At 58.2% G+C, this 25,456-nt stretch carries 27 protein-coding genes; 15 read left to right on the forward strand and 12 right to left on the reverse strand.

Annotation, left to right across the window (positions count from 1 at the left end):
* Positions 1 to 309: 309 nt before the first annotated feature.
* On the forward strand, positions 310 to 864 hold the full coding sequence (locus AB4P97_RS14445; RefSeq protein ID WP_042560216.1) for an RNA polymerase factor sigma-70: 555 nt from the start codon (positions 310 to 312) through the stop codon (positions 862 to 864).
* A gap of 111 nt (positions 865 to 975) precedes the next feature.
* Here the strand turns inward: AB4P97_RS14445 and AB4P97_RS14450 are convergent, their stop codons facing one another.
* From AB4P97_RS14450 to AB4P97_RS14465, 4 genes are all read right to left on the reverse strand, one after another.
* The gene (locus AB4P97_RS14450) at positions 976 to 1,989 is read right to left on the reverse strand and encodes a GNAT family N-acetyltransferase (RefSeq protein ID WP_395601249.1); all 1,014 of its coding nucleotides are present in this window, start codon (positions 1,987 to 1,989) and stop codon (positions 976 to 978) included.
* Between the two features lie 84 nt (positions 1,990 to 2,073).
* Positions 2,074 to 3,258, reverse strand: a complete 1,185-nt coding sequence (locus AB4P97_RS14455) for a hypothetical protein (protein ID WP_395601250.1) — start codon at positions 3,256 to 3,258, stop codon at positions 2,074 to 2,076.
* Between the two features lie 155 nt (positions 3,259 to 3,413).
* A complete protein-coding gene (locus tag AB4P97_RS14460; protein ID WP_261736370.1) occupies positions 3,414 to 4,211 on the reverse strand; it encodes an ABC transporter substrate-binding protein in 798 nt (265 codons plus the stop codon).
* 92 nt (positions 4,212 to 4,303) lie between these two features.
* Positions 4,304 to 4,927, reverse strand: coding sequence for a TetR/AcrR family transcriptional regulator (locus AB4P97_RS14465; RefSeq protein WP_115147544.1), 624 nt, complete (start codon positions 4,925 to 4,927; stop codon positions 4,304 to 4,306).
* 184 nt (positions 4,928 to 5,111) lie between these two features.
* Between AB4P97_RS14465 and AB4P97_RS14470 the strand changes: the two genes are divergently transcribed.
* The 8 genes from AB4P97_RS14470 (at position 5,112) to AB4P97_RS14505 (ending at position 14,458) form a co-directional block, all read left to right on the forward strand.
* Positions 5,112 to 6,902: an acyclic terpene utilization AtuA family protein gene (locus AB4P97_RS14470; protein WP_395601251.1), complete on the forward strand. Its 1,791-nt coding sequence runs from the start codon at positions 5,112 to 5,114 to the stop codon at positions 6,900 to 6,902.
* A 12-nt stretch (positions 6,903 to 6,914) separates the two neighbouring features.
* A complete protein-coding gene (locus AB4P97_RS14475) occupies positions 6,915 to 7,784 on the forward strand; it encodes an SDR family oxidoreductase (protein WP_395601252.1) in 870 nt (289 codons plus the stop codon).
* Positions 7,785 to 7,787: 3 nt separating this feature from the next.
* Positions 7,788 to 9,404 (forward strand): geranyl-CoA carboxylase subunit beta, encoded by a 1,617-nt coding sequence (gene atuC / locus AB4P97_RS14480; protein ID WP_339476039.1) that lies wholly within the window; start codon positions 7,788 to 7,790, stop codon positions 9,402 to 9,404.
* A 30-nt stretch (positions 9,405 to 9,434) separates the two neighbouring features.
* Positions 9,435 to 10,592: a citronellyl-CoA dehydrogenase gene (gene atuD, locus AB4P97_RS14485; protein ID WP_395601253.1), complete on the forward strand. Its 1,158-nt coding sequence runs from the start codon at positions 9,435 to 9,437 to the stop codon at positions 10,590 to 10,592.
* Entirely contained in the window at positions 10,589 to 11,386 is a 798-nt protein-coding gene (locus AB4P97_RS14490) for an enoyl-CoA hydratase/isomerase family protein (protein ID WP_042560225.1), read from the forward strand. The genes atuD and AB4P97_RS14490 overlap by 4 nt, the downstream gene beginning before the upstream one ends.
* Positions 11,387 to 11,495: 109 nt before the next feature.
* Positions 11,496 to 13,457 carry an acetyl/propionyl/methylcrotonyl-CoA carboxylase subunit alpha gene (locus tag AB4P97_RS14495; protein ID WP_395601254.1) on the forward strand — a complete coding sequence of 654 codons (1,962 nt, stop codon included), beginning with the start codon at positions 11,496 to 11,498 and terminating at the stop codon, positions 13,455 to 13,457.
* A gap of 70 nt (positions 13,458 to 13,527) precedes the next feature.
* The gene (locus tag AB4P97_RS14500; RefSeq protein WP_042560227.1) at positions 13,528 to 14,070 is read left to right on the forward strand and encodes an exonuclease domain-containing protein; all 543 of its coding nucleotides are present in this window, start codon (positions 13,528 to 13,530) and stop codon (positions 14,068 to 14,070) included.
* Between the two features lie 103 nt (positions 14,071 to 14,173).
* A complete protein-coding gene (locus AB4P97_RS14505; RefSeq protein WP_003183665.1) occupies positions 14,174 to 14,458 on the forward strand; it encodes a pyrimidine/purine nucleoside phosphorylase in 285 nt (94 codons plus the stop codon).
* A gap of 72 nt (positions 14,459 to 14,530) precedes the next feature.
* Here AB4P97_RS14505 and AB4P97_RS14510 read toward each other — a convergent pair whose 3' ends face one another.
* Both AB4P97_RS14510 and AB4P97_RS14515 read right to left on the reverse strand, forming a co-directional pair.
* Positions 14,531 to 15,337, reverse strand: a complete 807-nt coding sequence (locus AB4P97_RS14510; protein ID WP_395601255.1) for an MOSC domain-containing protein — start codon at positions 15,335 to 15,337, stop codon at positions 14,531 to 14,533.
* 174 nt (positions 15,338 to 15,511) lie between these two features.
* Positions 15,512 to 16,447: a chemotaxis protein CheV gene (locus tag AB4P97_RS14515; RefSeq protein ID WP_042560229.1), complete on the reverse strand. Its 936-nt coding sequence runs from the start codon at positions 16,445 to 16,447 to the stop codon at positions 15,512 to 15,514.
* Positions 16,448 to 16,900: 453 nt separating this feature from the next.
* On the opposite strand from AB4P97_RS14515, the gene AB4P97_RS14520 reads away from it, so the two are divergent.
* From AB4P97_RS14520 to AB4P97_RS14530, 3 genes are all read left to right on the forward strand, one after another.
* A complete protein-coding gene (locus tag AB4P97_RS14520; protein ID WP_047302316.1) occupies positions 16,901 to 17,371 on the forward strand; it encodes a hypothetical protein in 471 nt (156 codons plus the stop codon).
* A gap of 486 nt (positions 17,372 to 17,857) precedes the next feature.
* Positions 17,858 to 18,751 (forward strand): sensor histidine kinase, encoded by an 894-nt coding sequence (locus AB4P97_RS14525; RefSeq protein WP_042560232.1) that lies wholly within the window; start codon positions 17,858 to 17,860, stop codon positions 18,749 to 18,751.
* Positions 18,748 to 19,404 (forward strand): response regulator transcription factor, encoded by a 657-nt coding sequence (locus AB4P97_RS14530; protein WP_042560233.1) that lies wholly within the window; start codon positions 18,748 to 18,750, stop codon positions 19,402 to 19,404. The genes AB4P97_RS14525 and AB4P97_RS14530 overlap by 4 nt, the downstream gene beginning before the upstream one ends.
* Here AB4P97_RS14530 and yegS read toward each other — a convergent pair.
* Positions 19,388 to 20,305, reverse strand: coding sequence for a lipid kinase YegS (gene yegS, locus AB4P97_RS14535; RefSeq protein ID WP_042560234.1), 918 nt, complete (start codon positions 20,303 to 20,305; stop codon positions 19,388 to 19,390). The two genes, AB4P97_RS14530 and yegS, sit on opposite strands and share 17 nt — an antisense overlap.
* 311 nt (positions 20,306 to 20,616) lie before the next feature.
* Between yegS and AB4P97_RS14540 the strand changes: the two genes are divergently transcribed.
* Positions 20,617 to 20,916, forward strand: a complete 300-nt coding sequence (locus tag AB4P97_RS14540) for a hypothetical protein (protein ID WP_181818511.1) — start codon at positions 20,617 to 20,619, stop codon at positions 20,914 to 20,916.
* Between the two features lie 61 nt (positions 20,917 to 20,977).
* Here the strand turns inward: AB4P97_RS14540 and glp are convergent, their stop codons facing one another.
* The gene (gene glp, locus AB4P97_RS14545; RefSeq protein WP_395601256.1) at positions 20,978 to 22,204 is read right to left on the reverse strand and encodes a gephyrin-like molybdotransferase Glp; all 1,227 of its coding nucleotides are present in this window, start codon (positions 22,202 to 22,204) and stop codon (positions 20,978 to 20,980) included.
* On the reverse strand, positions 22,188 to 22,727 hold the full coding sequence (gene moaB / locus AB4P97_RS14550) for a molybdenum cofactor biosynthesis protein B (protein WP_042560237.1): 540 nt from the start codon (positions 22,725 to 22,727) through the stop codon (positions 22,188 to 22,190). The genes glp and moaB overlap by 17 nt, the downstream gene beginning before the upstream one ends.
* A gap of 81 nt (positions 22,728 to 22,808) precedes the next feature.
* Here moaB and mobA point away from each other — a divergent pair, with 81 nt between their 5' ends.
* Both mobA and AB4P97_RS14560 read left to right on the forward strand, forming a co-directional pair.
* The gene (gene mobA / locus AB4P97_RS14555) at positions 22,809 to 23,411 is read left to right on the forward strand and encodes a molybdenum cofactor guanylyltransferase MobA (protein WP_395601257.1); all 603 of its coding nucleotides are present in this window, start codon (positions 22,809 to 22,811) and stop codon (positions 23,409 to 23,411) included.
* Positions 23,412 to 23,489: 78 nt separating this feature from the next.
* A complete protein-coding gene (locus tag AB4P97_RS14560; protein ID WP_016770600.1) occupies positions 23,490 to 23,711 on the forward strand; it encodes a YgdI/YgdR family lipoprotein in 222 nt (73 codons plus the stop codon).
* A gap of 80 nt (positions 23,712 to 23,791) precedes the next feature.
* On the opposite strand, the gene AB4P97_RS14565 is transcribed toward AB4P97_RS14560, so the two are convergent.
* The 3 genes from AB4P97_RS14565 to AB4P97_RS14575 all read right to left on the reverse strand — a co-directional run bounded on the left by AB4P97_RS14565 (position 23,792) and on the right by AB4P97_RS14575 (position 25,419).
* Complete coding sequence (locus tag AB4P97_RS14565) at positions 23,792 to 24,682, reverse strand: pseudouridine synthase (RefSeq protein ID WP_395601258.1); 891 nt, start codon at positions 24,680 to 24,682, stop codon at positions 23,792 to 23,794.
* 71 nt (positions 24,683 to 24,753) lie between these two features.
* Positions 24,754 to 25,071 (reverse strand): transcriptional regulator, encoded by a 318-nt coding sequence (locus AB4P97_RS14570; RefSeq protein ID WP_042560239.1) that lies wholly within the window; start codon positions 25,069 to 25,071, stop codon positions 24,754 to 24,756.
* A 111-nt stretch (positions 25,072 to 25,182) separates the two neighbouring features.
* The gene (locus AB4P97_RS14575) at positions 25,183 to 25,419 is read right to left on the reverse strand and encodes a glutaredoxin family protein (protein ID WP_042560240.1); all 237 of its coding nucleotides are present in this window, start codon (positions 25,417 to 25,419) and stop codon (positions 25,183 to 25,185) included.
* Positions 25,420 to 25,456: the final 37 nt, after the last annotated feature.

Consider the following 25,456-nt stretch of genomic DNA (forward strand, 5'->3'; position numbering starts at 1 on the left):
TCCAGGGCATGCAGGACGCGGTCTACGCCGACCGCGCAAGGCATGGGAATGCTGTCTGGCCGGGAGTCTTTATCCGGAACCATTCACCAATGAGAACGGATGACGTCTGGAAATAATTAGTCGGCAGACGGGATCGCTAATGGGGGCGGGGTGCGGCGGCGTGTCGCAGTTCTCAGATCACAATAATTCAATGGATTGTTTCTCTTTCTCATTTGACAATCATTATCATTCAACATAATTTGTCGCTCGATGTGTAGGGCAGCCCGCCCCCAGGCGCCCCACTAACCTATTGGCAGTAAGGTGATTTCCATGACGGAACAAGTATCCACAAGCAGGTGCGATTCACCGCTACTTCAGGCATTCGTCGACAATCGACTGATTCTGGTCAAGATTGCAGCACGCATTACCGGCTGTCGTTCGCGCGCCGAAGACGTGGTCCAGGATGCGTTTTTCCGACTGCAGTCGGCACCGCCGATCACCTCGTCGATCAAGGCGCAATTGAGTTATCTGTTCCAGATCGTGCGCAACCTTGCGATCGATCACTACCGCAAACAGGCGCTGGAGCAGAAGTACTCCGGCCCTGAAGAGGAAGGGTTGAACGTGGTCATTCAAGGTGCTTCGCCGGAAATCTCGCACATCAACTTCTCGACCCTGGAAAACATCGCCGATGCGCTGACCGAGCTGCCGAGTCGTACGCGCTATGCGTTCGAGATGTATCGCCTGCACGGTGTGCCGCAGAAGGACATCGCCAAGGAGCTCGGCGTATCGCCGACCCTGGTCAACTTCATGATTCGTGATGCGCTGGTGCACTGCCGCAAGGTGTCGGGCAATCGCCGTGATTCGGTGGCTGTGGGTCGTCGTTAAGACCGCGTCGTCCGCACAAAAAAGATCGCAGCCTTGGGCAGCTCCCACACGGTTAACGCGAAACCCGTGCAGGCGCTGCCCAAGGCTGCGATCTTTTGCTTTACGGCAATATCAAGCCAACGTGCACCGATCAAAAAACCGCTCACGCCCCAACATCATCAGCGCTGCACGTTTGTGCGGGAAGTCGAATTGTTTTTCGCAGTGAAAGCATTGGTTTTGCATGTAGCCGATCATCTTCGCGTTGTCGGCACGCGGCTCGGCGACAACCCGTTGAGTCCGTGGTTCGTCGAGAAACAGGTAATGCACCAGCGCCGACAACCAACTCGCCACTTTGTGCGGGCCACGGTGCTCCTCCTCCCCCACCAGCATGTGAATGCCACGGTCGTAATTGTCGGCATCGTAGAACGGCGCGATGCGATCTTCCTTGGCCCAATAGGCTTCGAAATAGGCAAATGGCTGATCGTCGAAACAGCCGATCAGGGTCAGCGTGTGCGGATCGGCGTCGAGTTTGCTCAGGTATTCGCGATGCTGATCGAGACTGCCTTGCTCTTCCCAGAAACTGGCGACTCGCGGGTTGTTCTGCCAGCGATTGAAGCGCGGCAGGTCTGCTTCGATCTCAACCGTGCGCAGAGAAATCCAGGCACCAAGGCGCGCATCAAAACGTCGATAGACTTCACCGCGAGGCTTCACCGGCCGCAGCGGGTGGCGCTTGCCCTGGCTGATCATCATTTGTTGCGGATAACAGCCAGTCAGCGATGTGCCGAGCCACGGTTGCGGCAGTTGCCAGAATAGCGTGCGCTCGCAGCAGTATTCGCCGGCCACTTCAGTGCTCACCAACAGACCACTGAGCAAGGCTGCGGTTGGCGGCTGGTCGAGTTGCCAGGTCAATTGCTGGCACGCCGGGTCTCGAGCAAATAACCAATAACAGGCTGCCCACAGGGCTTGCCCGGGCGGCAAGGCGAAACGCTTGTCGATCTGGATCGGCCCTTTGGCCTCGCGATCAAGGCGCAGGCGAATCAGCGGTTGCCCGTCCAGGCTCAGGCTCAAACGGCTTTCGGTTGCATCGGCTACCAACTGGCTGCCCGAAGGCAGGGCCAGGGCAGTCAGGTCATTCAGGTTGGACATGGGTCGGGCTCACGATAATCGTCGACAGTTCAACGATGTGACGTGACTCGAGGGTAAAAAATTAAGCTCATTTGCAAAAAATACTTAAGCTTCCTTCTTTGAGGATATTTCCTTCAAGCGGATACGGGTCACGTCGTAATCATTTCCGCCGACAGAATTAACATGACTTACCAGTCGCAGTTGCACATTGCTGGAGTTGGCAATGAAGGTGTTACCCACGGTTATCCATGTTCGCGACAGAAGGCGCATCGGCTCCACAATGATCGAATCATTACTTTCCAGCGAGAGTGTGGGTGCCGGATTGGCAGGACTGTTTCTCCGAAGGTCCAGAGTAAATTCATAACGACGGCCCGGCACCAGATACTCATATTCCTTGATCAGATGGATGCCGTTGTTTGGACTCGTATACCCCCAATTCCATAGATAGTCCCCAGTTGCATCACTCTTCACAATGAGATCCAACGGATTCGCTGCGCCAGGTCCTTTCTTCCACCTGTTCCATCCCGTCTCGCCGAAATCTGTGTAGTCATTGAGTAACTGATACGGAAGGTTACGAATATTATGAGTCGTACGCGGAAGTTCCTGGGCAGCTTTAATATCTGATTGACCGTCATACGCGAGATAGCATTCGATCGTCAAAGCTGAATAATCATCCAGGGAGAACAGCCATCCGCGTGGAATAGTCAGCCGGATACCATTGAGATGGCATTCCTCAATCACTGCCGCCTCCAAAAGCCACAGCAATGTCTGGGATGGGTAATCACGTTGGCCCACAGCACGAACCCAGATCTTCTGACCCACGGCAAAAAAAGGTGGGCGGGCTAATTTGACTTCGGGGTCATGAGGGAAACCTGGCAGATACAGCCGTTCAACCCCATCGACAACAGTTACATCTGGAAGAACCGGGACAGGTAGATCAGACCTATCCAGATATTGCACCTGGAGTTCAAGCCTCTGTGATTCCCATGAGGCATTGCCTCGAAAAACCTTATACCAGATAAATAGAGTTTTACCGATGCAGGCACCGATCGTGCTTGCAGGAATAACAAATTCCACGCACCCACTTTCATCACCTTGCTTTTTTTCGAAAGTTGGATTCGGTATACCTGCCGGCCCGGCACAATAAAGAATAATGCTGTCAGCAGTGTCCATTTCATATTTAACGACTGCTGTTGCTCCGCCAAGAGTGTGCATTGGATACAGCGTATTGTTAGTGAGCGCTTCTTTTATTACGGGGACTGGTAAATCCATTTCCCTGGCATGTGTCATTACTCAGACTCCTGCAAGATAGGTTCGTACATCGAATATCAGTACGATCACGATTCAAACAGGAATACTCAGGCTCCACCACTGTCAGTTCTGACAGGTTAATTAACTATTGCCGGGTGGTAGTCTGACGTGTTCAGACTCCAACAGCATCTCGGTCATTGATCGCGCACTGGCACCACGGCAATCCGGTAAGGATCGAAGATCTTCAGCATCTCGCCGCTGTCGCGCAGGCGTTGTAGCAACTTGCTGAACTCTTCGCCGGTAATCGGCGCGGTCGGACGCAGGATGGCGTAGTGGTGGTAGACCTGATCGATGCGCTGGGACACCAGCAATTCATCGCGCACCTTTTCGTTGCGCAGCAGGTAATCACTCAGATAAGAACGGGTCACCAGCGCGATATCCGCGCGCCCGCGCAGCACCATCAACAGATTGCTGTCGTGGGAATAGGTCAGCGTGGCCTTGAAGTTTTGCGCGAGGAATTTCGGGTCGGCATTGAAGCTGGCGAACTCGTAGTGATAGCCACTGAACAGCGCCAGACGCTTGCCGCTGAGGTCGGCAAAATAGTTCTGTTGCCGACCGTCTTCACGTTGGGCGACAAAAATCTCGGCGTCCTCAAGCCCCATATCGACGTCGTTGTGAGGGATTTCCTTCCAGCCCCACTCAGGGTTCTCGAAGATCGCCATGTCGATCCGGCCCTGCTTGAAATCACCGAAACGGCGCGGAATCGACGTCGGTACGAGAACGAACTTATAGTCGCTTTGCAGCCGGTTCAATGCCTCGACCATCTGCGGCAACAGACCGGTGTCGGCACCGTTTTCGGGGCGAACGGTATAAGGCGGAAAGTGCGCGGCACCGACCCGAACCAATTGCGCTGCCTGAGCGGGCAATACCCATAATGCAGCCAGCGCTGCGAGCAATAACCTCGCGGCGGTCCGACTTGGCAAAGACTTCAAAACACCCCACTCCCCGAAAAAATACCCATCAATGCATTCAAGCTAGGCGGTTTCGCCCAGTTAGCCAGTTTCCCGGCCCGATAGAAAGCGCTTCAACGCTCTTCAAGCACCAGAATCAGGGCCTCATCAGCCAACTGATCAAGGCTCAGACTGCCGCCGGCACGGAACCAGGTGGTGGTCCAGGACAGGGCGCCGGTGAGGAAACGCCGAGTGACAAATACGTCGCCGCGAATAAACCCGGCTTCCTTGGCCTCCCCGAGCACCTGTAGCCAAAGATCTTCATAAACATCGCGCAAGGCGAGGACTTTGGCCTGGCCATCCTCAGACAACGAGCGCCATTCGTAGACCAGCACCGCCATGGCTTCGCCGCTGCCGCCCATGATCGACTGCAATTCACAGCGAATCAGCGCCAACACGCGCTCGCGCACATTGGTCGCATCGGCGAGCGCCGCGCGCATCAAAGCGGTGTTGTAGCGGATGGTTTCCTCCATCACCGCACGCAGGATTTCGTCCTTGCTTTTGAAGTGATGAAAAATGCTCCCCGACTGAATGCCCACCGCACCGGCCAGATCGCGCACCGTGGTGCGCTCATAGCCTTTGTTGCGGAACAGGTGGGCCGCCACTTGCAGCAGTTTGCCGCGGGCGCTGTCCGGGTCGGTCAACAGGCCCTGATCGACCAATTCGCGCATGACCCTCAGGGCTTTTTGCTCGTCCACCCGCTCTCTCCTACAGTCGCCCAATCTGTTGCCCCCTGAAACCGCAGGGTTGCGCGCAATTTAAGCCGCCAACGACAACCAAGCAAGCGCTCGGGCAGAAGATATTTCAACTGTTTACAAACCAAGCGCTTGCTTGGTAGCCTCCAGACACTTCTGTCGCAGGTCCCTGAGTCGGAGATAAAAAATGCCAACCACCGTCCGCATCGGATGCGCCAGTGCTTTCTGGGGTGACACCTCTACCGCCGCCGCCCAACTGGTGGACGGTGGACGCCTGGATTACCTGGTGTTCGATTACCTGGCCGAGATCACGATGTCGATCATGGCCGGCGCGCGCATGAAGGATCCGCAAGGCGGGTTCGCCAGCGACTTCATCGAAGTCCTCACCCCGCTGCTGCCGCAACTGGCCGAGCAGAATATCCGCGTCATCAGTAACGCCGGCGGCGTCAATCCCCAGGCCTGCGCCGCCGCACTGCAAGCCGTTTGCGATACAGCCGGCATCAAGCTGAAAATCGCGGTGCTGCTGGGCGATGACCTGCAACCGCAATTCAAGCAATTCGCCTCTCAGGGCATTAGCGAGATGTTCACCGGTGCGCCATTGCCTGCGATGTGCGTCTCGACCAACGCCTACCTCGGCGCGCCGGGCATTGTCGAAGCGTTGCGCCTGGGCGCCGATATCGTTATCACCGGGCGAGTGGTCGACAGCGCTGTAGTCAGTGCCGCGTTGGTGCATGAGTTCGGCTGGTCGTGGCACGATTACGACAAACTCGCCCAGGCCGCATTGGCCGGGCACATCATCGAATGCGGCGCACAGTGCACCGGCGGCAACTTCACCGACTGGCGCGAGGTGCCGGACTACGAGCACATCGGCTTTCCAATTGTTGAAGTCAGCGCCGACAGCCAGTTCATCGTCAGCAAGCCCGAGGGCTCCGGCGGGCTGATCACGCCACTGACCGTCGGCGAACAGATGCTTTACGAAATCGGCGATCCGCAGGCCTATTTGCTGCCCGATGTAATCTGCGATTTCACTCAGGTCAAACTTCAGCAGCGAGGCAAGAACGCGGTGCAGGTGCATGGTGCCAAAGGCCTGCCGCCCAGCGACAAATACAAGGTCAGTGCCACGTATCCGGACGGCTTTCGCTGTACCGCCAGTTGCCTGATCGCCGGCATCGATGCGGTGGACAAGGGCCGTCGCGTGAGCCAGGCGATCATCGACAAGACGTCGGAAATGTTCAGCCAGCGCGGCTGGGGACCTTACAGCGAAACCCACATTGAATTGCTCGGCAGCGAAGCCACCTACGGCCCTCACGGGCAGCGCCACGACAGCCGCGAAGTGGTGATCAAACTTGCCGTGCGCCATCCGAACAAGCAGGCGCTGATTCTGTTCTCCCGGGAGATCGCCCAGGCTGCAACCGGCATGGCACCGGGGCTGACCGGCATCGTTGGCGGACGGCCGACGGTCTATCCGGTTATCCGCCTGTTCTCGTTCCTGATCGACAAAAGCGCCTGCAACCTGCACATCAACATGACCGGTGAAAATCACCCGTGTGCCCTACCCGCGCTGGCCGCACTCGACAGCCAGGACTTGCCAATCGCCGAGCAACCACCCAAACCTCAAGGTCGCGCCGACGCCAGCGTACCGTTGGTGAAACTGGCCGTAGCGCGCTCCGGTGACAAGGGCAATCACAGCAATATCGGCGTCATGCCGCGCAAGCCCGAATACCTGCCGTGGATCGCCGAAGCGTTAACGCCAGCGGTAATCGTCGACTGGATGAGCCACGTTCTGGACCCGATTCACGGCCGGGTCGAACGCTGGTATCTGCCAGGCACCCACAGCCTGAACTTTCTATTGGAAAACGCCCTCGGCGGCGGTGGTGTGGCCAGTCTGCGCATCGACCCGCAAGGTAAAGCCTTCGCCCAGCAACTATTGGAAATCCAGATCCCGGTGCCACAAAGCATCGCCGAACAGTTCGACTAGAGGGTGGTTTGCATGGCTTACGCGTCGATTTTCAATACCGATTTGTTCTGCGGCCAGACCATCATCGTCACCGGCGGTGGCAGCGGCATCGGGCGCTGCACCGCCCATGAACTGGCAGCACTCGGCGCCCATGTGCTGCTGGTCGGGCGCAAACCTGAAAAGCTGCAAAAAGTCGCCGCCGAAATTGCCGAGGACGGTGGTTGCGCGCATTGGCAGGCTTGCGATATTCGCGATGAGGAAGCGGTCAGACAACTGGTCAGCGAATTGATCGCTGACCACGGGCCGATCCATGGATTGGTCAACAATGCCGGCGGCCAATACCCGGCGCCGCTGGCTTCGATCAATCAGAAAGGTTTCGAAACCGTACTGCGCACCAACCTGGTCGGCGGTTTTCTGATGGCGCGGGAAGTGTTCAACCAGTCGATGAGCAAGCACGGCGGCAACATCGTCAACATGCTCGCCGACATGTGGGGGGGCATGCCCGGCATGGGCCATTCGGGCGCGGCGCGTGCGGGCATGGACAATTTCACCAAAACCGCCGCGTTCGAGTGGGGTTACGCCGGGGTTCGGGTCAACGCGGTGGCGCCGGGCTGGATTGCCTCCAGCGGCATGGACACCTATGAAGGCGCGTTCAAAGCGGTGATCCCGACCCTGCGCGAACATGTGCCGCTCAAGCGCATCGGCACCGAATCGGAAGTCAGCGCGGCGATCGTGTTTCTGCTCAGTCCGGCGGCGGCGTTCATCAGTGGCAGTACCTTGAAAATCGATGGTGCGGCCAGCCTCGGCAGTCGCGCCTGGCCGTTGCACAAGGCGTCTCATAGTGAGTCGTTCAATGGTTTTCACCGGGCCTACCTTCCCGATGTGCTCAAGGACAAGGAGTAAGCCATGGCGCAGATCCAGTCCCGACTCGACCCGCACAGCGAGGCGTTCGCCCGCAACCGCGCGGCGATGCTTACCGCCATCGAGCAAGTGCAACAACTCGAACAGAACCTGCTGAACAAGGCCGCTGAAGCCAAGGCGAAATTCGACAAGCGCGGGCAACTGCTGCCCCGCGAACGCCTCAATCTGCTGCTCGACCCCGGCGCACCTTTTCTCGAACTGGCCAGCCTCGCCGGTTACAAACTGCATGACGACAAGGACGGCAGCGCGGCCGGTGGCGGCTTGATCGCGGGCATCGGTTACGTGTCCGGCATACGCGCAATGGTCGTCGCCAATAACAGCGCAATCAAGGGCGGCACGATCTCGCCCAGTGGCCTGAAAAAATCCCTGCGCCTGCAACAGATCGCCCAGGAAAACAAACTGCCGGTCATCACCCTCGCCGAAAGCGGCGGTGCAAACCTCAACTACGCAGCGGAGATTTTCGTCGAAGGTGCGCGCAGCTTTGCCAATCAGGCACGGATGTCAGCGATGGGTTTGCCGCAGATCACTGTGGTGCATGGCTCGGCTACGGCGGGCGGCGCCTATCAACCGGGTTTGTCGGATTACGTGGTGGTGGTGCGCGGCAAGGCCAAGCTGTTTCTCGCCGGCCCCCCGCTGCTCAAAGCCGCGACCGGCGAAGTGGCGACCGATGAAGAACTGGGCGGTGCCGAGATGCACGCGCAGGTCGCCGGCACGGCCGAGTATCTGGCCGAGAACGATGCCGATGGCGTGCGACAAGTGCGCGAGATTCTGCGGATGCTGCCATGGAACGAGCAACTGCCGTGGCTACCGGAGCCACAATACAAAGAGCCTCTTTACCCCATCGAAGAACTGCTCGGCTTGATCCCGGACGATCCGAAAAAACCTTACGACGTGCGCGAAATCATTGCGCGCATCGCTGACGAATCGAACTTCCTCGAGTTCAAGGGCGAGTTCGACCAGCAAACCATTTGCGGCCAATTGAAAATCCAGGGTCGCGCCTGCGGCTTCATCGGCAACAACGGCCCGATCACGCCAAAGGGTGCGAGCAAAGCTGCGCAGTTCATTCAACTGTGCGATCAGAGCCAGACGCCGCTGCTGTTCTTCCATAACACCACGGGGTTTATGGTCGGCACCGAGTCCGAGCAGCAAGGGGTGATCAAACACGGTTCGAAACTGATTCAGGCGGTGGCCAACGCACGGGTACCTAAACTGACAATGGTCGTCGGCGGCTCCTACGGTGCCGGCAACTATGCGATGTGTGGGCGCGGCCTCGATCCACGGTTCATTTTCGCCTGGCCCAACAGCCGCACGGCGGTAATGGGCGGTGCGCAGGCTGGCAAAGTGTTGCGCATCGTCACCGAAGCCAAACAGCACAAGGATGGTCTGGTGCCGGACCCGAAAATGCTCGACATGCTCGAACAGGTCACCGCGCAGAAACTCGACAGCCAGTCCACCGCGCTGTATGGCAGTGCCAACCTGTGGGACGACGGTTTGATCGACCCGCGCGACACTCGCACCCTGCTTGGGTACTTGCTGGATATTTGCCACGAAGCCGACATTCGCGCACTGCAACCCAACAGCTTCGGCGTCAGCCGCTTCTGACGGCCACGGATCTTACGGAGAACAATAAAAATGATCTTCACCCCGGAACACGAAGCACTGCGCCGCACCGTCCGCCAGTTTGTCGAACACGAGATCAACCCGCACGTCGATGAATGGGAAAAGGCCGGACGCTTTCCGATCCACGAGATTTTCCGCAAGGCCGGCGACCTCGGCCTGCTGGGCATTTCCAAACCGGAAAAATTCGGCGGCATGGGCCTTGATTACAGTTACTCGATTGTCGCGGCCGAAGAATTCGGCACCATTCACTGCGGCGGGATCCCGATGTCGATTGGTGTACAGACCGACATGTGTACCCCGGCGCTGGCGCGGTTCGGCTCGGATGAATTGCGCGAAGAGTTCCTTCGCCCGGCAATCACCGGCGAGCAGGTTGGCTGCATCGGCGTGTCGGAAGTCGGTGCCGGTTCGGACGTTGCCGGGTTGAAAACCACGGCGCGCAAGGACGGTGACGACTACGTGATCAACGGCAGCAAGATGTGGATCACCAACTCGCCGAGCGCTGACTTCATCTGCCTGCTGGCCAACACTTCGGACGACAAGCCGCACATCAACAAGTCGCTGATCATGGTGCCGATGACCACGCCGGGGATCAGCCTCAGCTCGCATCTGGACAAGCTCGGCATGCGCAGCTCGGAAACCGCCCAGGTGTTTTTCGACGATGTCCGCGTGCCGCAACGCAACCGCATCGGCCATGAAGGCGCCGGCTTCATGATGCAGATGTTGCAGTTTCAGGAAGAACGACTGTTCGGCGCGGCGAACATGATCAAGGGCCTGGAATACTGCGTCGACAGCACCATCGAGTATTGCAAGGAACGCAAAACCTTCGGCAATGCGCTGATCGACAATCAGGTCATCCATTTCCGCCTCGCCGAATTGCAGACCGAAATCGAATGCCTGCGTGCGCTGGTCTATCAGGCTACCGAGCAATACGTTCGCGGCCAGGACGTTACCCGACTGGCATCGATGGCCAAGCTCAAGGCCGGCCGCCTCGGCCGCGAAGTCAGTGACGGTTGCCTGCAATACTGGGGCGGCATGGGCTTCATGTGGGACAACCCGGTGGCCCGCGCCTATCGCGATGTGCGGCTGGTATCGATTGGCGGCGGCGCCGACGAAATCATGCTGGGGATCATCTGCAAACTGATGGGCATCCTGCCGGGGAAAAAGAAATGAGTGGCCTGCCCGAATGCCAGACGCTGCTTTTGGAACTGCATGGCGGTGTGCTGCACATCACCCTCAATCGCCCGGACAGCCGCAATGCGATGAGCCTGCAAATGGTCAGCGAATTGCGCGCGGTGTTGGCGGCCGTTCGCGATGACCGTGCTGTTCGGGCCTTGGTGCTCAGCGGTAGCGGCGGACATTTCTGCGCCGGCGGCGACATCAAGGACATGGCAAATGCCCGCGCCGAGGGTGCCGAGGCTTACCGGGATTTGAACCGGGCGTTCGGCGCGCTGCTGGAGGAAGCCCAGCACGCGCCGCAAGTGTTGATCTGCGTGCTGCAAGGCGCGGTGATGGGCGGCGGGTTTGGACTGGCCTGTGTCAGCGACGTGGCGATGGCTGATCACAAGGCCCAATTCGGTCTGCCGGAAACCAGCCTCGGCCTGCTGCCGGCGCAGATCGCGCCATTTGTGGTGCAACGCATTGGATTGACTGAGACACGCAGACTGGCGTTGACCGCCGCGCGTTTCGATGGTCATCAGGCGCGGCGTTTGGGGGTCGTGCATTTTGTCGAGCAGGATGCGCAAGCACTGGCCGAGCGGCTGGATGAGGTGTTGCAGCATGTCTTGTGTTGCGCGCCGGAGGCGAATGCCGTGACCAAACAACTTCTGCTGGCCAGTGCCGGGCAACCATCGACTGAGTTGCTGGATGAGGCGGCGCAGTGGTTCAGCGAAGCGGTGACGGGTGCTGAAGGCATCGAGGGCACCATGGCGTTCATGCAAAAACGCAAACCGGGCTGGGCCACCTAAAAGCTTCGCGAGCAGGCTCGCTACCACAACTGAAAGCATTCCAAATGTGGGAGCGAGCCTGCTCGCGAAGAGGCCAGCACATACACCGCAACTTTCGAGGGAACAGCCCATGCCCGCCATCCACAAAATCCTGATCGCCAACCGCGGTGAAATCGCCTGCCGTATCCAGCGCACCGCACAGGCCCTGGGCTACCGCACCGTCGCCGTCTTCAGCGACGCCGACACCGATGCGCTGCACGTACAAATGGCTGATCAAGCCGTGCCGATCGGCCCGGCACCCGTGCTGCAGTCCTATCTGAACGTACCGGCCATTCTCGACGCCGCTCGCCGCAGCGGCGCCGATGCGATCCACCCTGGCTATGGTTTTCTCTCGGAAAACGCCGGGTTCGCCCGCGCCTGCGAACAGGCCGGCCTGATTTTCATCGGCCCAAGTGCCGACGCCATCGAATTGATGGGCAGCAAACGCCTGTCGAAACTCGCCATGCTGGACGCCGGCGTGCCGTGCATCGCCGGCTATCAAGGTGCAGCGCAGGACGACGCCACCTTGCTGAGCGAAGCCGAACGCATCGGCTACCCGCTGATGATCAAGGCCAGTGCCGGAGGTGGCGGCCGCGGTATGCGGTTGGTGCACGACGCTGCGCATTTACCGGCGCAACTGCGCACGGCACGCTCTGAAGCCCTGAATGCATTTGGCAGCGCCGAATTGATTCTCGAACAAGCGGTGATCGACCCGCGGCACGTCGAAGTGCAACTGTTTGGCGATCACCACGGCAACCTGATTTATCTCGGCGAACGCGACTGTTCGATCCAGCGTCGCCACCAAAAAGTCATCGAAGAAGCGCCCTGCCCGGTGATGACCGCCGAGTTGCGCCAAGCCATGGGCGAAGCTGCACTGAAGGCCGGCCGCGCAGTGAATTATGTCGGCGCCGGCACCGTGGAGTTTTTGCTCGACGCGCGCGGGCAGTTCTACTTCCTTGAGATGAACACCCGCCTGCAGGTCGAGCACCCGGTGACCGAGTTGATCACCGGACTCGATCTGGTCGCCTGGCAATTGTCAGTGGCCGAGGGGCGGCCTCTGCCGTTGACGCAAGCGCAAGTCCAGCTCAATGGCCATGCCATGGAAGTGCGGCTTTATGCTGAAGACCCCGCGCAAGATTTTCTGCCGCAAACCGGGCGCATCCAAGGATGGGAACCCGCGTTGCAACACGGCGCGCGGATTGACCATGGTTTGCATGAAGGACAAACGGTCAGCCCGTTCTATGACCCGATGCTCGGCAAACTGATCGCTCACGGTGCCACCCGTGAAGAGGCCCGGCGCAAACTGCTGCGCGCGGTGCAGGACACGGTGTTGCTGGGCGTGCAAAGCAATCAGCGCTTGCTCGAAAGTCTGTTGCAACATCCACAATTCATCAGCGGTGAATTCAGCACCGGATTCATTCCCCAGCATTTCAGCGATCACCAAAGCCTGCATACACACACGCCGAGTGCCGAAGAACTGGCCATCGCAGCCGTGCTGTTTTATCTGGCATCGGCGCAACAACACCGCGCGCCATTGAGCGGCTGGCGCAACAACGCCAGCGTGCCGCTGCATTATCGGCTGGGTCTTGATGAACAGGACTGGACCGCGCAACTGCTCAGGTGCGCGGGGGATGTGATTGAGGTGCACGTCGCTGAACGCGCCCTCGAACTGAAACTCATCGATCACAGCACATGCTCGGTGACACTTGAAATCGATGGCTTGCGCCAACGCCACGCCTATCGCCTCGATGCCGGGCAACTCTGGCTGTTCACCCATCCCGGCAGTCTGCACCTGGAGGATCGAACTCACGCGGTGATCGGCAGTCAGACCAGCGTCAGTTCCGGCACCTTGAAGGCGCCGATGGACGGTGCCATTGTCGACGTACTCGTCAGCGAAGGCAGTGCGGTCAGCAAGGGTCAATTGCTGGCGGTGCTGGAGGCAATGAAAATGGAGCATCCGCTCACGGCCGGCATCGACGGCGTGCTCAAGCGGGTGCAGGTCAAGGTCGGCGATCAGGTAAAAAATCGTCAGGTTCTGTTGCAGGTCGAGTAGTCGCCCGAGCGCATCCGCGGGGTTTGACTACGCTCTGAATTATCAGAACGCGGAAATCAGGAACCCTGCGATGCCACACTGGCTGGTCATTGATTTGGAAGCTACCACCGACGAGGGCGGCTGGCCGGTCACGGAAATGGAAATCATCGAGATCGGCGCCACGCTGGTCGATCGTGCCGGGCGCGAGCAAGATCACTTTCAGCGCTTCGTCAAACCGACACGGCGCCCCTTGTTGACGCCCTTCTGTCGCCAGCTCACGCACATCACCCAGGCCAATATCGACGCGGCACAGACCTTGAACGAAGTTTGGCCGGCGTTCGAACGCTGGCTTGCTCAGCATCAGTCACGCCTTGAAGGCTGGGCCAGTTGGGGCGATTACGACCGCAAGCAGTTGTTGCAGGAATGGCAGCGCCTGCAAATCGACAGTGGGTTGAGCAAAGTGCCGCACATGAACCTCAAGCAACGCTTTGCCAAAGCCCGGCGTCTGGAGCGGCCGCTGGGGCTCAACGGTGCGCTTGCACTCGCTGGCATGCAGTTCAGCGGCCAGCAACATCGAGCGCTGGAAGACGCGCGCAATACGGCGCGGCTGTTGCCTTTGGTATTGCCACTCTAGGGTCAACTCTCGACTTGCCGGACTGGCGCCGGGCAGGTGACGGCGTTGAAAGCCTTGTGCATACTGGCCGCCCCACTTTTTAGCCCTTTTCGAGGAATCGCCCATGTTTAAAGTCAACGAGTACTTCGACGGCACCGTCAAGTCGATCGCCTTTGGCACCGCTGAAGGTCCGGCGACCATCGGCGTCATGGCCCCGGGCGAATACGAATTCGGCACTGCCCAGCGTGAAATCATGCACGTGGTGTCCGGCGCACTGACGGTCAAACTGCCAGACAGCACCGACTGGGAAACCTTCGCCGCCGGCAGCCAGTTCAACGTACCGGCCAACAGCAAGTTCCAGCTGAAAGTCGCCGTCGACACGGCTTACCTGTGCGAATACCGCGGCTAAACCGCTGGTTTCGAAGCGCCAATGAAAATGCCCGTGTCCAAGGACACGGGCATTTTTTGTTTCAGTGACGGGTTACTCGAGAATCTCGACCGGCATTCCGACCTCAAGACGACCGTTGCTGTCATTCACCAGGTTCTGCCCGAACATCGCACCGTCAGCCTGCGCGCGGGTCTTTTGCAACGTCGCCAGCGGTTCGCGGTCAGCACTGCGCTCACCGGTTTGCGGGTCGATGGTGGTGAGGATGCAGCGTGAGCACGGCTTGACCACGCGGAACTCGACGTCGCCAACGCGAATCCGCTTCCAGCCATCCTCGGCATAGGCCTGACTGCCTTCTATCACCAGATTCGGCCGAAAACGCAGCATTTCCAGCGGTCGTCCGACCTCCTGCGACAAATGCTGCAGCGATGCCTCACCGATCAGCAACAACGGAAAACCGTCGGCTAACGCGACCTGATCGTCATCCTTGCCAAAACCGGCCTGAGTCATACGTGCACGATCCAGAGGCATTTGCACCAGACGGGTCGGCTTACCAATGAAATCACTGACCCATCGCGCCGCCTCATCACCTGCATCCGGCACCCGCAAGGTGTCTCGCCAAATGGTCACGCCGCGAAGTTCGGCGTCGTTACCGGGCAAGTCGATTTCGATCGAAGCACGTTCTGGCGCACTCAGGGTCAGGCCGCCGTGGGCATTCCACAGCGCTGACAGCTGGCTCATTTTCGCTTCGGCGCGCTGAGTCAGGAAACGGCCGCTGGCTTCGTCCACCAGCATCCAGCGTCGATCGCCATCAAGCCCCAGCTTGTCCAGGTCGATTCCTTGCAGAACCTCGCCCTTGCCGGATTTCAACGGATAACGATAAAGCGCGCTCAGACGCAGCATGGCCAGCTCCCTGGTAGGCAAAAAAAGCCACCCTATACGAGCTGCTCATGGAATCAAAGAGCAAACTGTGGGAGCGAGCCTGCTCGCGATGACGGACTCACATCCGACAAACTATTGGCCGGACTATCGGCATCGCGAGCAGGCTAACTCCTACAGTTTCAAACGGTGTTGTGATCAGGCCGGTACTTCATCAAGCATCAGGCGTTGGCGCACCACATCGACCAGTTTGTCCGGCTGGAACTTGGAAAGGAAGTTATCGCAGCCGACCTTCTTCACCATGGATTCGTTGAAACTGCCGGACAGGGAGGTGTGCAGCACCACGTACAGGCCGCGCAAGCGTGGGTCATTGCGTATTTCGGTAGTCAGGCGATAGCCGTCCATTTCCGGCATTTCCGCGTCGGTGAACACCATCAGCAGTTTGTCGGTCATGTTCACGCCGGTGTCGGCCCAGGCTTTGAGCATGTTCAGCGCCTTCAAACCGTCGCTGGCAATGTGCATTTTCACGCCGAGCTGTCCAAGGGTGTCACGCAACTGCGAGAGCGCCACATTGGAGTCGTCCACCAGCAGCACTTCGCGGCCACGGGCGCGCTCCAGGACCGGATCATCGAGTTTTTCACGCGAGACCTTGGCGTTGTAAGGGACGATCTCGGCGAGCACTTTCTCGACGTCGATGATTTCCACCAGTTGATCGTCGACCTTGCTGATCGCCGTCAGGTAGTGCTGACGGCCGGCGCTGGCCGGTGGCGGCAGAATGGCTTCCCAGTTCATGTTGACGATGCGATCTACACCACCAACGAGGAAGGCCTGCACCGAGCGGTTGTATTCGGTGACGATGATGGTGCTCGTCGGGCTCGGCACCAATGGACGCATACCGATCGCTTGCGAAAGATCGATCACCGGCAACGTCTGCCCGCGCAGGTTGACCACACCGCAGACAAACGGGTGACGCTGAGGCATCAGGGTCAGCTTCGGCAGTTGCAGCACTTCCTGAACCTTGAACACGTTGATCGCAAACAACTGGCGCCCGGCCAGTCGAAACATGAGAATTTCCAGGCGATTCTCACCCACCAGTTGCGTGCGTTGGTCTACCGTGTCGAGAATGCCGGCCATCAATGACTCCTGGGCTTGTTCTGATGAATTCACTAAGAGGGGTTATCGGCTACGAATGCCGAATCTTGATCCCCATGGAAATCGCTTTCAAAATGCCATATCGGGGCATTGATGTCACATTAACATCATGCTTTACTGGCGCTGAGTTTTTCATCTGCTAATGTCTTTGCGGCGCGACCACGGTTTGCACTGTAGGTTCCCGCGCCTAAGGGATTCCCCTAGTAACAATCAGGCCCAACCTGATATTCGCAATATCCAATAGCCATTAATGTGACGCCATTCTCATTGCATGAACGGAGTCAGGCTATTGTGTGCGATCGCAGTTCAGCGGAAACAACCCCTCTGGAACGTCTCAGTCTGTGCTCCTGCACGTCTGGGCGCGATCTCCCGACGATCCACGATCGTCGTCACACACGGCATCCCCTCAGTAGCCATGATGTTGTGGAGATAAGCATGCCGATCGACCGTAAAGAGTGGGCGCAACGCTTCCCGGAATTTCTTGTCGAGGCTGAAACGCTCCTGGCCAAGTCCGAAGAATGCCTCAGCCATCTGCAGATGATCAGCAACGACAAGGACGCTATCGACTGCATGCTCAGCACCCTTCTCAAACTCGCAAGCAGGGCTGAAGCTCTGGCGCTTGAGGCGATTTCCGAGTTTTCCCTGCACATCTACGGCCTGCTCGATCTGGCACAGGATCACGTGGATCTGCACGAACAGGCCCTGGATGCGCTTAAGGAATGCTTCACACTGATGGCCTGGCAGCTTGAACTGGTCGATCATAAAACCGGGCAACTGAGCCTCGATAAAACCGAACAGACCTCACTGCTCGAAGCGTTTGCCGCTCACGTCGGACAAACTCAGTTTCAACCAATACTGAAAACCAACCGCTTGCCATTGCTGAACTATTCGGAACGACAGGCCTGATTCGGCATGACGGTGATCGTCGAGGTTGCCGGGCCACACCCTCATTGTCGTAATTGCATAAATCGTATCTGCCAGCGACAAATCAAATAAATATTCACACCGGACAACAGCGTGTATCTCCTGCCGGGCTAGGGGTTTGCCTGTGTCTGAAGAGTTCCAACTTCTGGCAATGCAGATACTAATCCAACTCAATATATCGATATTTCCATTATGGAACTCGCGTCCAACATGCCGTATTTCCTGACCCATTGGACATATATAGCAAACGCGACCAACGGTATCTTAAGTGGTATTATGCCGCCCACTAATTGCTTCCAAGTTAATGGCACAGTGACTCCATAGAAAGGCATCCACCCGAAGTTGGTGATCCTGTACATTCACTGAACCACGTTGAAATCCTTAGCATTATTGGCACCCTTTACAGACAGAGACCCGCCAGCCACCGGCCGGTCTACCCGCAGCGAACATCCATTGGCTCCATCCGTTATGTACGCCAGCCTCAAGTCAATCACTACATGGCCTCCCTCCCGGGAAAATGCGCGTCGGTTCACACTCATTCTGTGCGTCGCTGCAGCCCTTGGCAGCCTGCTGACCTACGGGTTTTCCGCGCAACTTTACCTGGGCGTTCTGTTACTGAATATTGCCGCCACCGCCTGTGTCTGGGTGCAATATCGGCTGTCACGCAAATCGATAAAATTCCAGCCACAGGAACTTGCTGACCGTCTGCTGGAAGTCCAGGAAAACGAGCGTCACCGGCTCAGCCGAGAATTGCACGATGATATCGGCCAATTGCTGACCGCCGCCAAGCTGCAAGGCGAATGGCTCAAACGACGCATGCCGGAAGATTTGCAGGAACACTGCACCACACTTTGCGAAACCCTCGAAGAGACGCTGAACAAAGTGCGCGATGTATCGGCCATTCTCAATCCCCGCCAGTTGACCAGCCTCGGTCTTGAGGCCAGCCTGCGAGCGCATCTACTCAAGACAATGACCAATACCAGCGTGCACTGGAGTCTCGATTGCCAGCAGCGCCTCAATGGTATTCCGGAAGAAATGGCGGTCGCCGCTTTCCGCATCACCCAGGAAGCCGTCACCAATATTTTGCGTCATGCACAGGCGAAAAACCTGCTGATACGCGTGCAGCGCCTGCCGAAAGGCTTGACGCTGCTGATCAGTGATGACGGTCTGGGGTTCGCCCCAGCCGCCAATCCAGGTCGTGAAGGACAGCGGGGCATGGCCGGGATGGCCGAACGGATCGAGCAATTGGGTGGCACCCTGAGCGTTACCAGCGAGCCTGGCAAGGGCACTCAAATCGAAGCACTTCTCCCCTGGGCGCCGCGGGCACTCGAGCGGGCCAGTACGAATAAGGTTATGCGTTGACTTGCAACTTACTTCTGGTGGATGACCACTCGCTGATCAGGGCCGGCGTTCGCGCTCTGGTGCTGGATATTCCAGGTTACGCGGTTATTGGCGAAGCCAATGATGGCTCGCAACTGCTCGAAATGGTCGAGCAGCTCAGCCCCGACATCGTGCTGTTGGATATTTCCATGAAGCAAACCGGCGGCCTGGAAGCCCTGCAACGACTCAAACGTGTGCGGCCCCAGAGCAAAGTGCTGATTTTGTCGATGCACACCGATCCTGCATTGATCATGCAGGCATTGGAGTCCGGCGCTCACGGCTATCTTCTTAAAGACACCACGGCCACCGAGCTCGAACACGCTCTGGAAGCCTTGCGCAATAACGAGCGTTACCTGAGTCCGGCCATCGCCCACACCGTGATCAATCAGGCACTGACTCGCAATCAGAAGCAGCCGGAAATCGCCGAATCGCACAACCTCACGGCTCGACAACTGGAAATCCTGCGGCTGATCGTGCGTGGGAAATCCACCCGGGAAATTGCCAATGGCCTGGGCTTGAGCATCAAAACTGTCGAGACCCACCGCTCGCAGATCATGAAGCGCCTGCAAATCTACGATGTGGCGGGCCTGGTGCTTTTCGCGGTACGCGAACAGATCATCAGTCTGGACGATTGAGCGCCAGATTTTCGCTCAATAGCGGCGAGTCCTTCGGCAGGTGTATCTGCAACGCCGCCGGGCGCGCCTCGAAGCGCATGCTGTCGCCCTCCAGAGGTTCACCGTCAAGATTGATGTAAAGCCCCTCGGCTACCTTGATTTCAACCCAAGGCAAGCGAGTTCGGACAAACATACTGTCGATGCCGAATCCATCGCTGAGCAGGTTTTTCAATGTCCCCACCAATTCCTGTGGCGCTGGCAGGATACTGATATCCAGCAACCCGTCGTCAGCCAGCGCCTGCGGGCATAAAACATGCCCGCCGCCAGCCTGGCGACCATTGCCGATGCCCAACGCCAGCAGCTCGCCACTCCAGTGGAAATCCGGCCCCTGCAGCTCGCCATAAGCGGCGTGCAGTTCGCTGAACCGGGTCAAACCAGTGAACAGATAGGCTGCCCCGCCGAGTACCTTTTTCAGATCCTCTGAAGTATTGGCCGTGACCTGACTGCCAAAACCGCCCGTAGCCATGTTGAGGAAAATTTGCCCGCCCACTTCACCCAGATCAATGTCACGCGGCGGTACATCGAGGAGTTCAAGCGCCTCGGCCGGCTCCAGCGGAATCCCCGCTGCGCGGGAAAAATCGTTAGCGGTACCCAAAGGCAAAAGGACAAGACTGGCTTTCCCCGGGTGGGCCGCAAGGGCCTCGGCGATGTCGCGCAACGTACCGTCTCCGCCGCCGGCGATAATTTTCGTGTACCCGTCCGCCAATGCTTGCTCGACCCAGCGCTGGGCATCCCCCGCCTCCCAGGTCAGGCGCACCGCCAATTCCCAGCCTTGCTCGCGTTTGTCCTCGACCGCGGTGCGAACCGCCTCGTTGAGTGCCTGCTTGCCATGCAGAATCAACAGTGCCCGGCGTTCACTCATAGCGTCACTCCCTGAATTGAATCGGTTGAAACATCTTGACCACCGTGGCGCGCAAAAAAGCCCTGAGAATGGCAAACAAATCTTTCGTCTGGCTGAGGCGTCCTACACAGCGGTATTTTTTCTTACAAAACATGAGGAATCGGCTCAATTGACCCGGTAGGACAGTTGGTTCACCGTGTGCGAGCGGTATCAATCATCAATCCGACTACACAAGGACGTGCATGTAATGAGAGGTTACTCCAAGGGTTTTAGCAATTGTAAAGAGGGCAAATATTGCAGGCAGGGGTTTGAAGCAGCAGATGGATATCTCCATGCCAGGTCGTGAAGCCAGAATGCCAGTGAATCCGATTGCACCCCTCGCCGAATGTCGCGCGAATCACTCGTCCGATTTCAAGAAGACCACTGGAGAAGTTGATATGGAACCTCGTGTGACCGAACTGGAAACCCACCTCAAATATATTCGACGGGACATGGACGAAGTCCGCAGTGACGTCAGAACGATCAAACATCGTCTGGCCTACTCGGCGGGTGCAACCGCCGTAGTGATGGGCCTGCTGGGTTGGGTGGCCAACAGCCGATTCGACCAGCTGGTTACCCTGCTAAGCCATTGAGCGAATGAAACTTTGCAGGCACCGGCTGGATCAGCCCATGCCTGCATTTGCGAAACAGGATTCAGCCCAGGAGTTCACTTAGAGGGATGAAGACGACCTCGTCTCCTTCGAGCAGTGTGCGCCCCTCCAGCACTTCCACCAATCCGTCTGCCCATGCGGCGCTGCGCAGCACACCCGAGCTCTGGTTGCGGTAAATAGTCGCCCGCCCCTGCTCCAGACGGCCCCGCAGATATTCACGCCGATTACCGGCAACTGGCCAGACAAAGCCTGCTGGTACCGGGAACTTCAACGGCTCGACGTCCTGCACCCCCTGGCGTCGCAACAGATAAGGCCGGGCCAGTAATGCAAACGTCACCAACGTCGAAGCCGGATTGCCAGGCAACCCGATAACCGGCACATTGCGGAAATGGCCGAATGTCAGCGGTTTACCGGGCTTGATCGCTAGCTTCCAGAGGGCCAACTCCCCTTCTTCTCGCAAGGCGATACCGAGAAAATCAGCTTCCCCCACCGAGACACCACCGGTGGAAAGAATCAAATCAACATCCTGCAACTCACCCAAACGGACACGGGTGGTGGCGAGATCATCCGGCAAAATACCGGCGTCGATCACTTCGCAGCCCAGGCGCTCCAACCAGCTGCACAGCAACACCCGATTGCTGTTGTAGATCTGACCCGGCCCCAGCGGCTGCCCCGGCTCGACCAATTCGTCACCGGTGGAAATCACCGCCACGCGAACCTTGCGCACAACCTTAACGCCGGCACAGCCCAGCGAGGCAACCAAACCCTGCTCTATCGGGCCAAGCCGGGTTCCGGCCGGCAAGATCAACTCGCCGACCGTGGTTTCCTGGCCTTGCGGGCGAATGTTCTGGCCAATCTTCATCGGCTGGATGAAGCGCACGCTTCCATCAGCCTGAACCTCAGCGTTTTCCTGCATTTCTACGCAATCGGCGCCCGGCGGTACCGGTGCCCCGGTGAAAATCCGCGCGCACGTGCCGGGTTTCAGGGCTTGCGGAGATTGTCCGGCGAACACCTTTTGACTGACCGTCATGGCTTCGCCCGTCCAGTCGACCAGGTTCAGGGCATAACCGTCCATTGCGCTGTTCGGCCAGGGTGGCAAATCCAGGGTCGAAACGAGGTCTTCGGCCAGCACTCGGCCCTCGACCTGCGCCAGCGGCAAATATTCCTGCTCGGCAATCGGTGACGCTTCAGCCATTTCCAGCAGACGCGCCAGCGCAACTTCGACGGGCATCAGCGAGCCCGTCTTGCCCGGCTTACCCACGGGATTCACAAGGCGCGGCCTGCTTCAGATGAGTGACGAAATTGCATGGACGGTGACGAGCGTCCAGTTGCTCACCGAGAATGCCATCCCAACCCGTGCGCACGGCGTTGGTCGAGCCTGGCAGACAGCAAACCAGCGTACCGTTGGCCAGACCGGCCAGCGCACGGGACTGCACGGTAGAGGTGCCGATATCGGCCACCGATATCTGTCGGAACAACTCGCCAAACCCATCCACTTGCTTGTCGAGCAGGCACGCTACAGCTTCCGGCGTACTGTCGCGACCGGTGAACCCGGTGCCACCGGTAATCAGCACAACCTGCACCACATCGTCGGCGATCCAGTTGGCGACTTGCGCGCGAATTTTGTAGAGGTCATCTTTAAGCAGGACCCGCGCCGCCAGATTGTGGCCGGCCGCTGCCAGGCGGTCGACAAAGACCTGGCCTGAGGTGTCGGTTTCCAGAGTACGGGTATCACTGACAGTCAGCACCGCGATATTGAGCGGCACGAAAGGTACATCAGCCTTGGCTTTCATAGGCTCGTCCAGTTGTAGGAGAAACGGTGCGGTGTTATATCACAGCGCCCTGTTTTTTCGCCGCCCCTGTGGAGAGCTGCCATGACCTTTGATACGCAACTGCCGCCCTGCTCCATTCTGCTCCTGGCGGGCGGGCGCGGCCAGCGCATGGGCGGCCAGGACAAAGGTCTGGTGCAATGGCAGGGCGAACCGTTGATTGCGCATTTGCAGCGCAAGACCCGTCCGCTGACCGATGACCTGATCATTTCCTGCAACCGCAATCGCGAGCGTTACGCGCCGCTTGCCGATCAATTGGTGGAGGATGACGAAGGCGACTTTCCAGGGCCGTTGGCCGGTATTCGCGCAGGCCTGAAAGCTGCGCGACATTCGCACTTGCTGGTACTGCCTTGCGATGTCCCGCTGATCGACCATGCATTGCTGCAAAGCATGCGCGAGTCCGCCAATCAGAACCCTGAAAAACCTTTAATGTTGTGGCATGGCGAACATTGGGAACCGCTGTTGTGTGTGATTCCGGCAGCTCTTTCACCGGCATTCGAAAACGCCTGGAACGCTGGCGAACGCAGCCCCGGTCGGGTCATGCGCGAGCTGGGTGCCATGGCGCTGAAATGCCCCGACAACGACCCGAGACTGGCCAACCTCAACACTCCCGAACTGTTAAATGCTCACAACACTGTGTCAGACTGACACTATTCAAGGAACTCTCACGCCTTGTATACGTCTCAAGCTCAGTAACCAAAAGAATTCCCATTCGGAGACACACTCATGACTCAACGGACCCTCGCCACTTTCATGCTCGCACTGGGCCTTGCTACCCTCGCAGGTTGCTCCTCGCCTACAGTGATCACCTTGAATGATGGTCGCGAAATCCAGGCCGTCGACACCCCGAAATACGATGACGATTCGGGCTTCTACGAGTTCCAGCAACTGGACGGCAAAGAAACACGCATCAACAAGGATCAGGTTCGTACCGTTAAAGAGCTGTAAGCTCAACGGCGACGCCGGACACAGAAAAGCCCGCATTGATTGCGGGCTTTTTCATGGGCGCTCGAAAAGTTGCTACGACGTCACCACTGCAAAGTGATACGACTTTCGAACTCGCGCTCCTCACCAGTGACCGGGTCGATAAAACGCAAGCCCTGCGCCAGAAGCTTCAACGGATGAGCGTAGTCATCCTCAACGTCCTTCAGTGCGTCCGGGTAAAACGGGTCATTGCAGATACTCGCGCCTAGCGCGGTCATGTGTACCCGAAGCTGATGTTTTTTGCCGGTCACCGGGTACAGGCCATAACGCCAAAGGTCGCCATTCTTTTCCCGAACCTCTACCGCCGTTTCGGTGTTGCTGACACCGGGCCCCTCTTGCATTCGGAAAAACGGTTCGCCATCGACCAGACGGCTTTTGTGCACCAAGGGAAAATCGAGTCCAGGCAATGCCGGGGCAATGGCTTCGTAGCGCTTGTCGATCTGTCGCGTTGGAAACAGCGACTGATAGGCGGAACGGGTTAGCGGGTTGGCCGAGAAAATCACCAGCCCCGCGGTATGCCGGTCGATCCTGTGCAGGGGCACCAGATGGGGATTGTCCAGACGCCGGATCAGCCGGCGCAGCAAGGTCTGCTCTACGTACTCGCCGGCCGGCGTCACTGGTAGAAAATGCGGCTTGTCAGCCACCACCAGGTGCTCATCGGCATAGAGAATCGACTCGACCACAGGGATCGGTTTTTCGTCCGGCACTTCGCGAAAGTAGTGAATGCGCAGGCCTTCCTTGTAGGGCAAATCCAGCGCAATCGGCTGACCGTGAGCATCCAGCACCCGCCCCCGAGCGATCCGGTCCAGCCACTGCTCGCGTCCAATGGCGCTGAAATGCTCGCACAAGCAATCGAGTACGGTCAGCCAGGCGCCGGGCGGCAGACAAAGCGTGCTGGCCTGATTCTGTGCAGCGGAAAACGTTGATGTGGACATATGCAAATTCGAACCCTCAATGCAGGCCGGCATTATCCAGCACTGAGGGAAACGAACCTAGCGCAGAATCCTCAGGCCGGAATCGATTTGAGCGCCGCCGCGTCGGTGAACTCCTTGAGCCAGCGCAACACGTCGACAGCCTCCCAACGACCCGGGTCATACAAGGCGTACATCAGACCCTGATACCCGACCACGTCCAGTTGCTTGTGATAACCGGCGCGCTGAAACAAGGCTTCGATCTCTGCAAAACACGTATTGAAATGCAGCTTGTTGAATGGGGTCTTGCCTTCCGTGACCAACCCGTCCAGGCGCAATTCCAGAACGGCCTCGCGCACCACGTCAACCGACATCCGGTTCACGCTGTTCTTCAACTGTTCTACATTGACCACGGTTCGTCCCTCTGACCCAATTACTGTATGAACATACAGTAACCGAATAAGCCGGGAAGTGCCAAGGGATGGATTTGTGCTGGCGACCAGCGGGCGCTGCAAGGGAACAGGCTAACTCAGGAAATTCACAACCTCGTCGGCGCTGAATGGCCAGTCCAGTTCCGCTCCGGTGTCGACTCGCCGCAGCACCGGAATCCGCAGGCTGTAAGCCTCATACCAGGATTCGTCTTCGGCGATATCCACCAGTTCAACCAGCAGGCCGTGTTCGACGAGAGGCATCAGCTCAGCTTCAGCGACTTCACACAGATGACACCCCAGGGTGCCGAACAGCTGACATTCAGGAGGCATGATTGCTCAACCACAAATTAATCCGCCTATTCTAGGC

Source organism: Pseudomonas sp. A1230 (assembly GCF_044218825.1).
Classification (GTDB): Bacteria; Pseudomonadota; Gammaproteobacteria; order Pseudomonadales; family Pseudomonadaceae; genus Aquipseudomonas; species Aquipseudomonas iridis.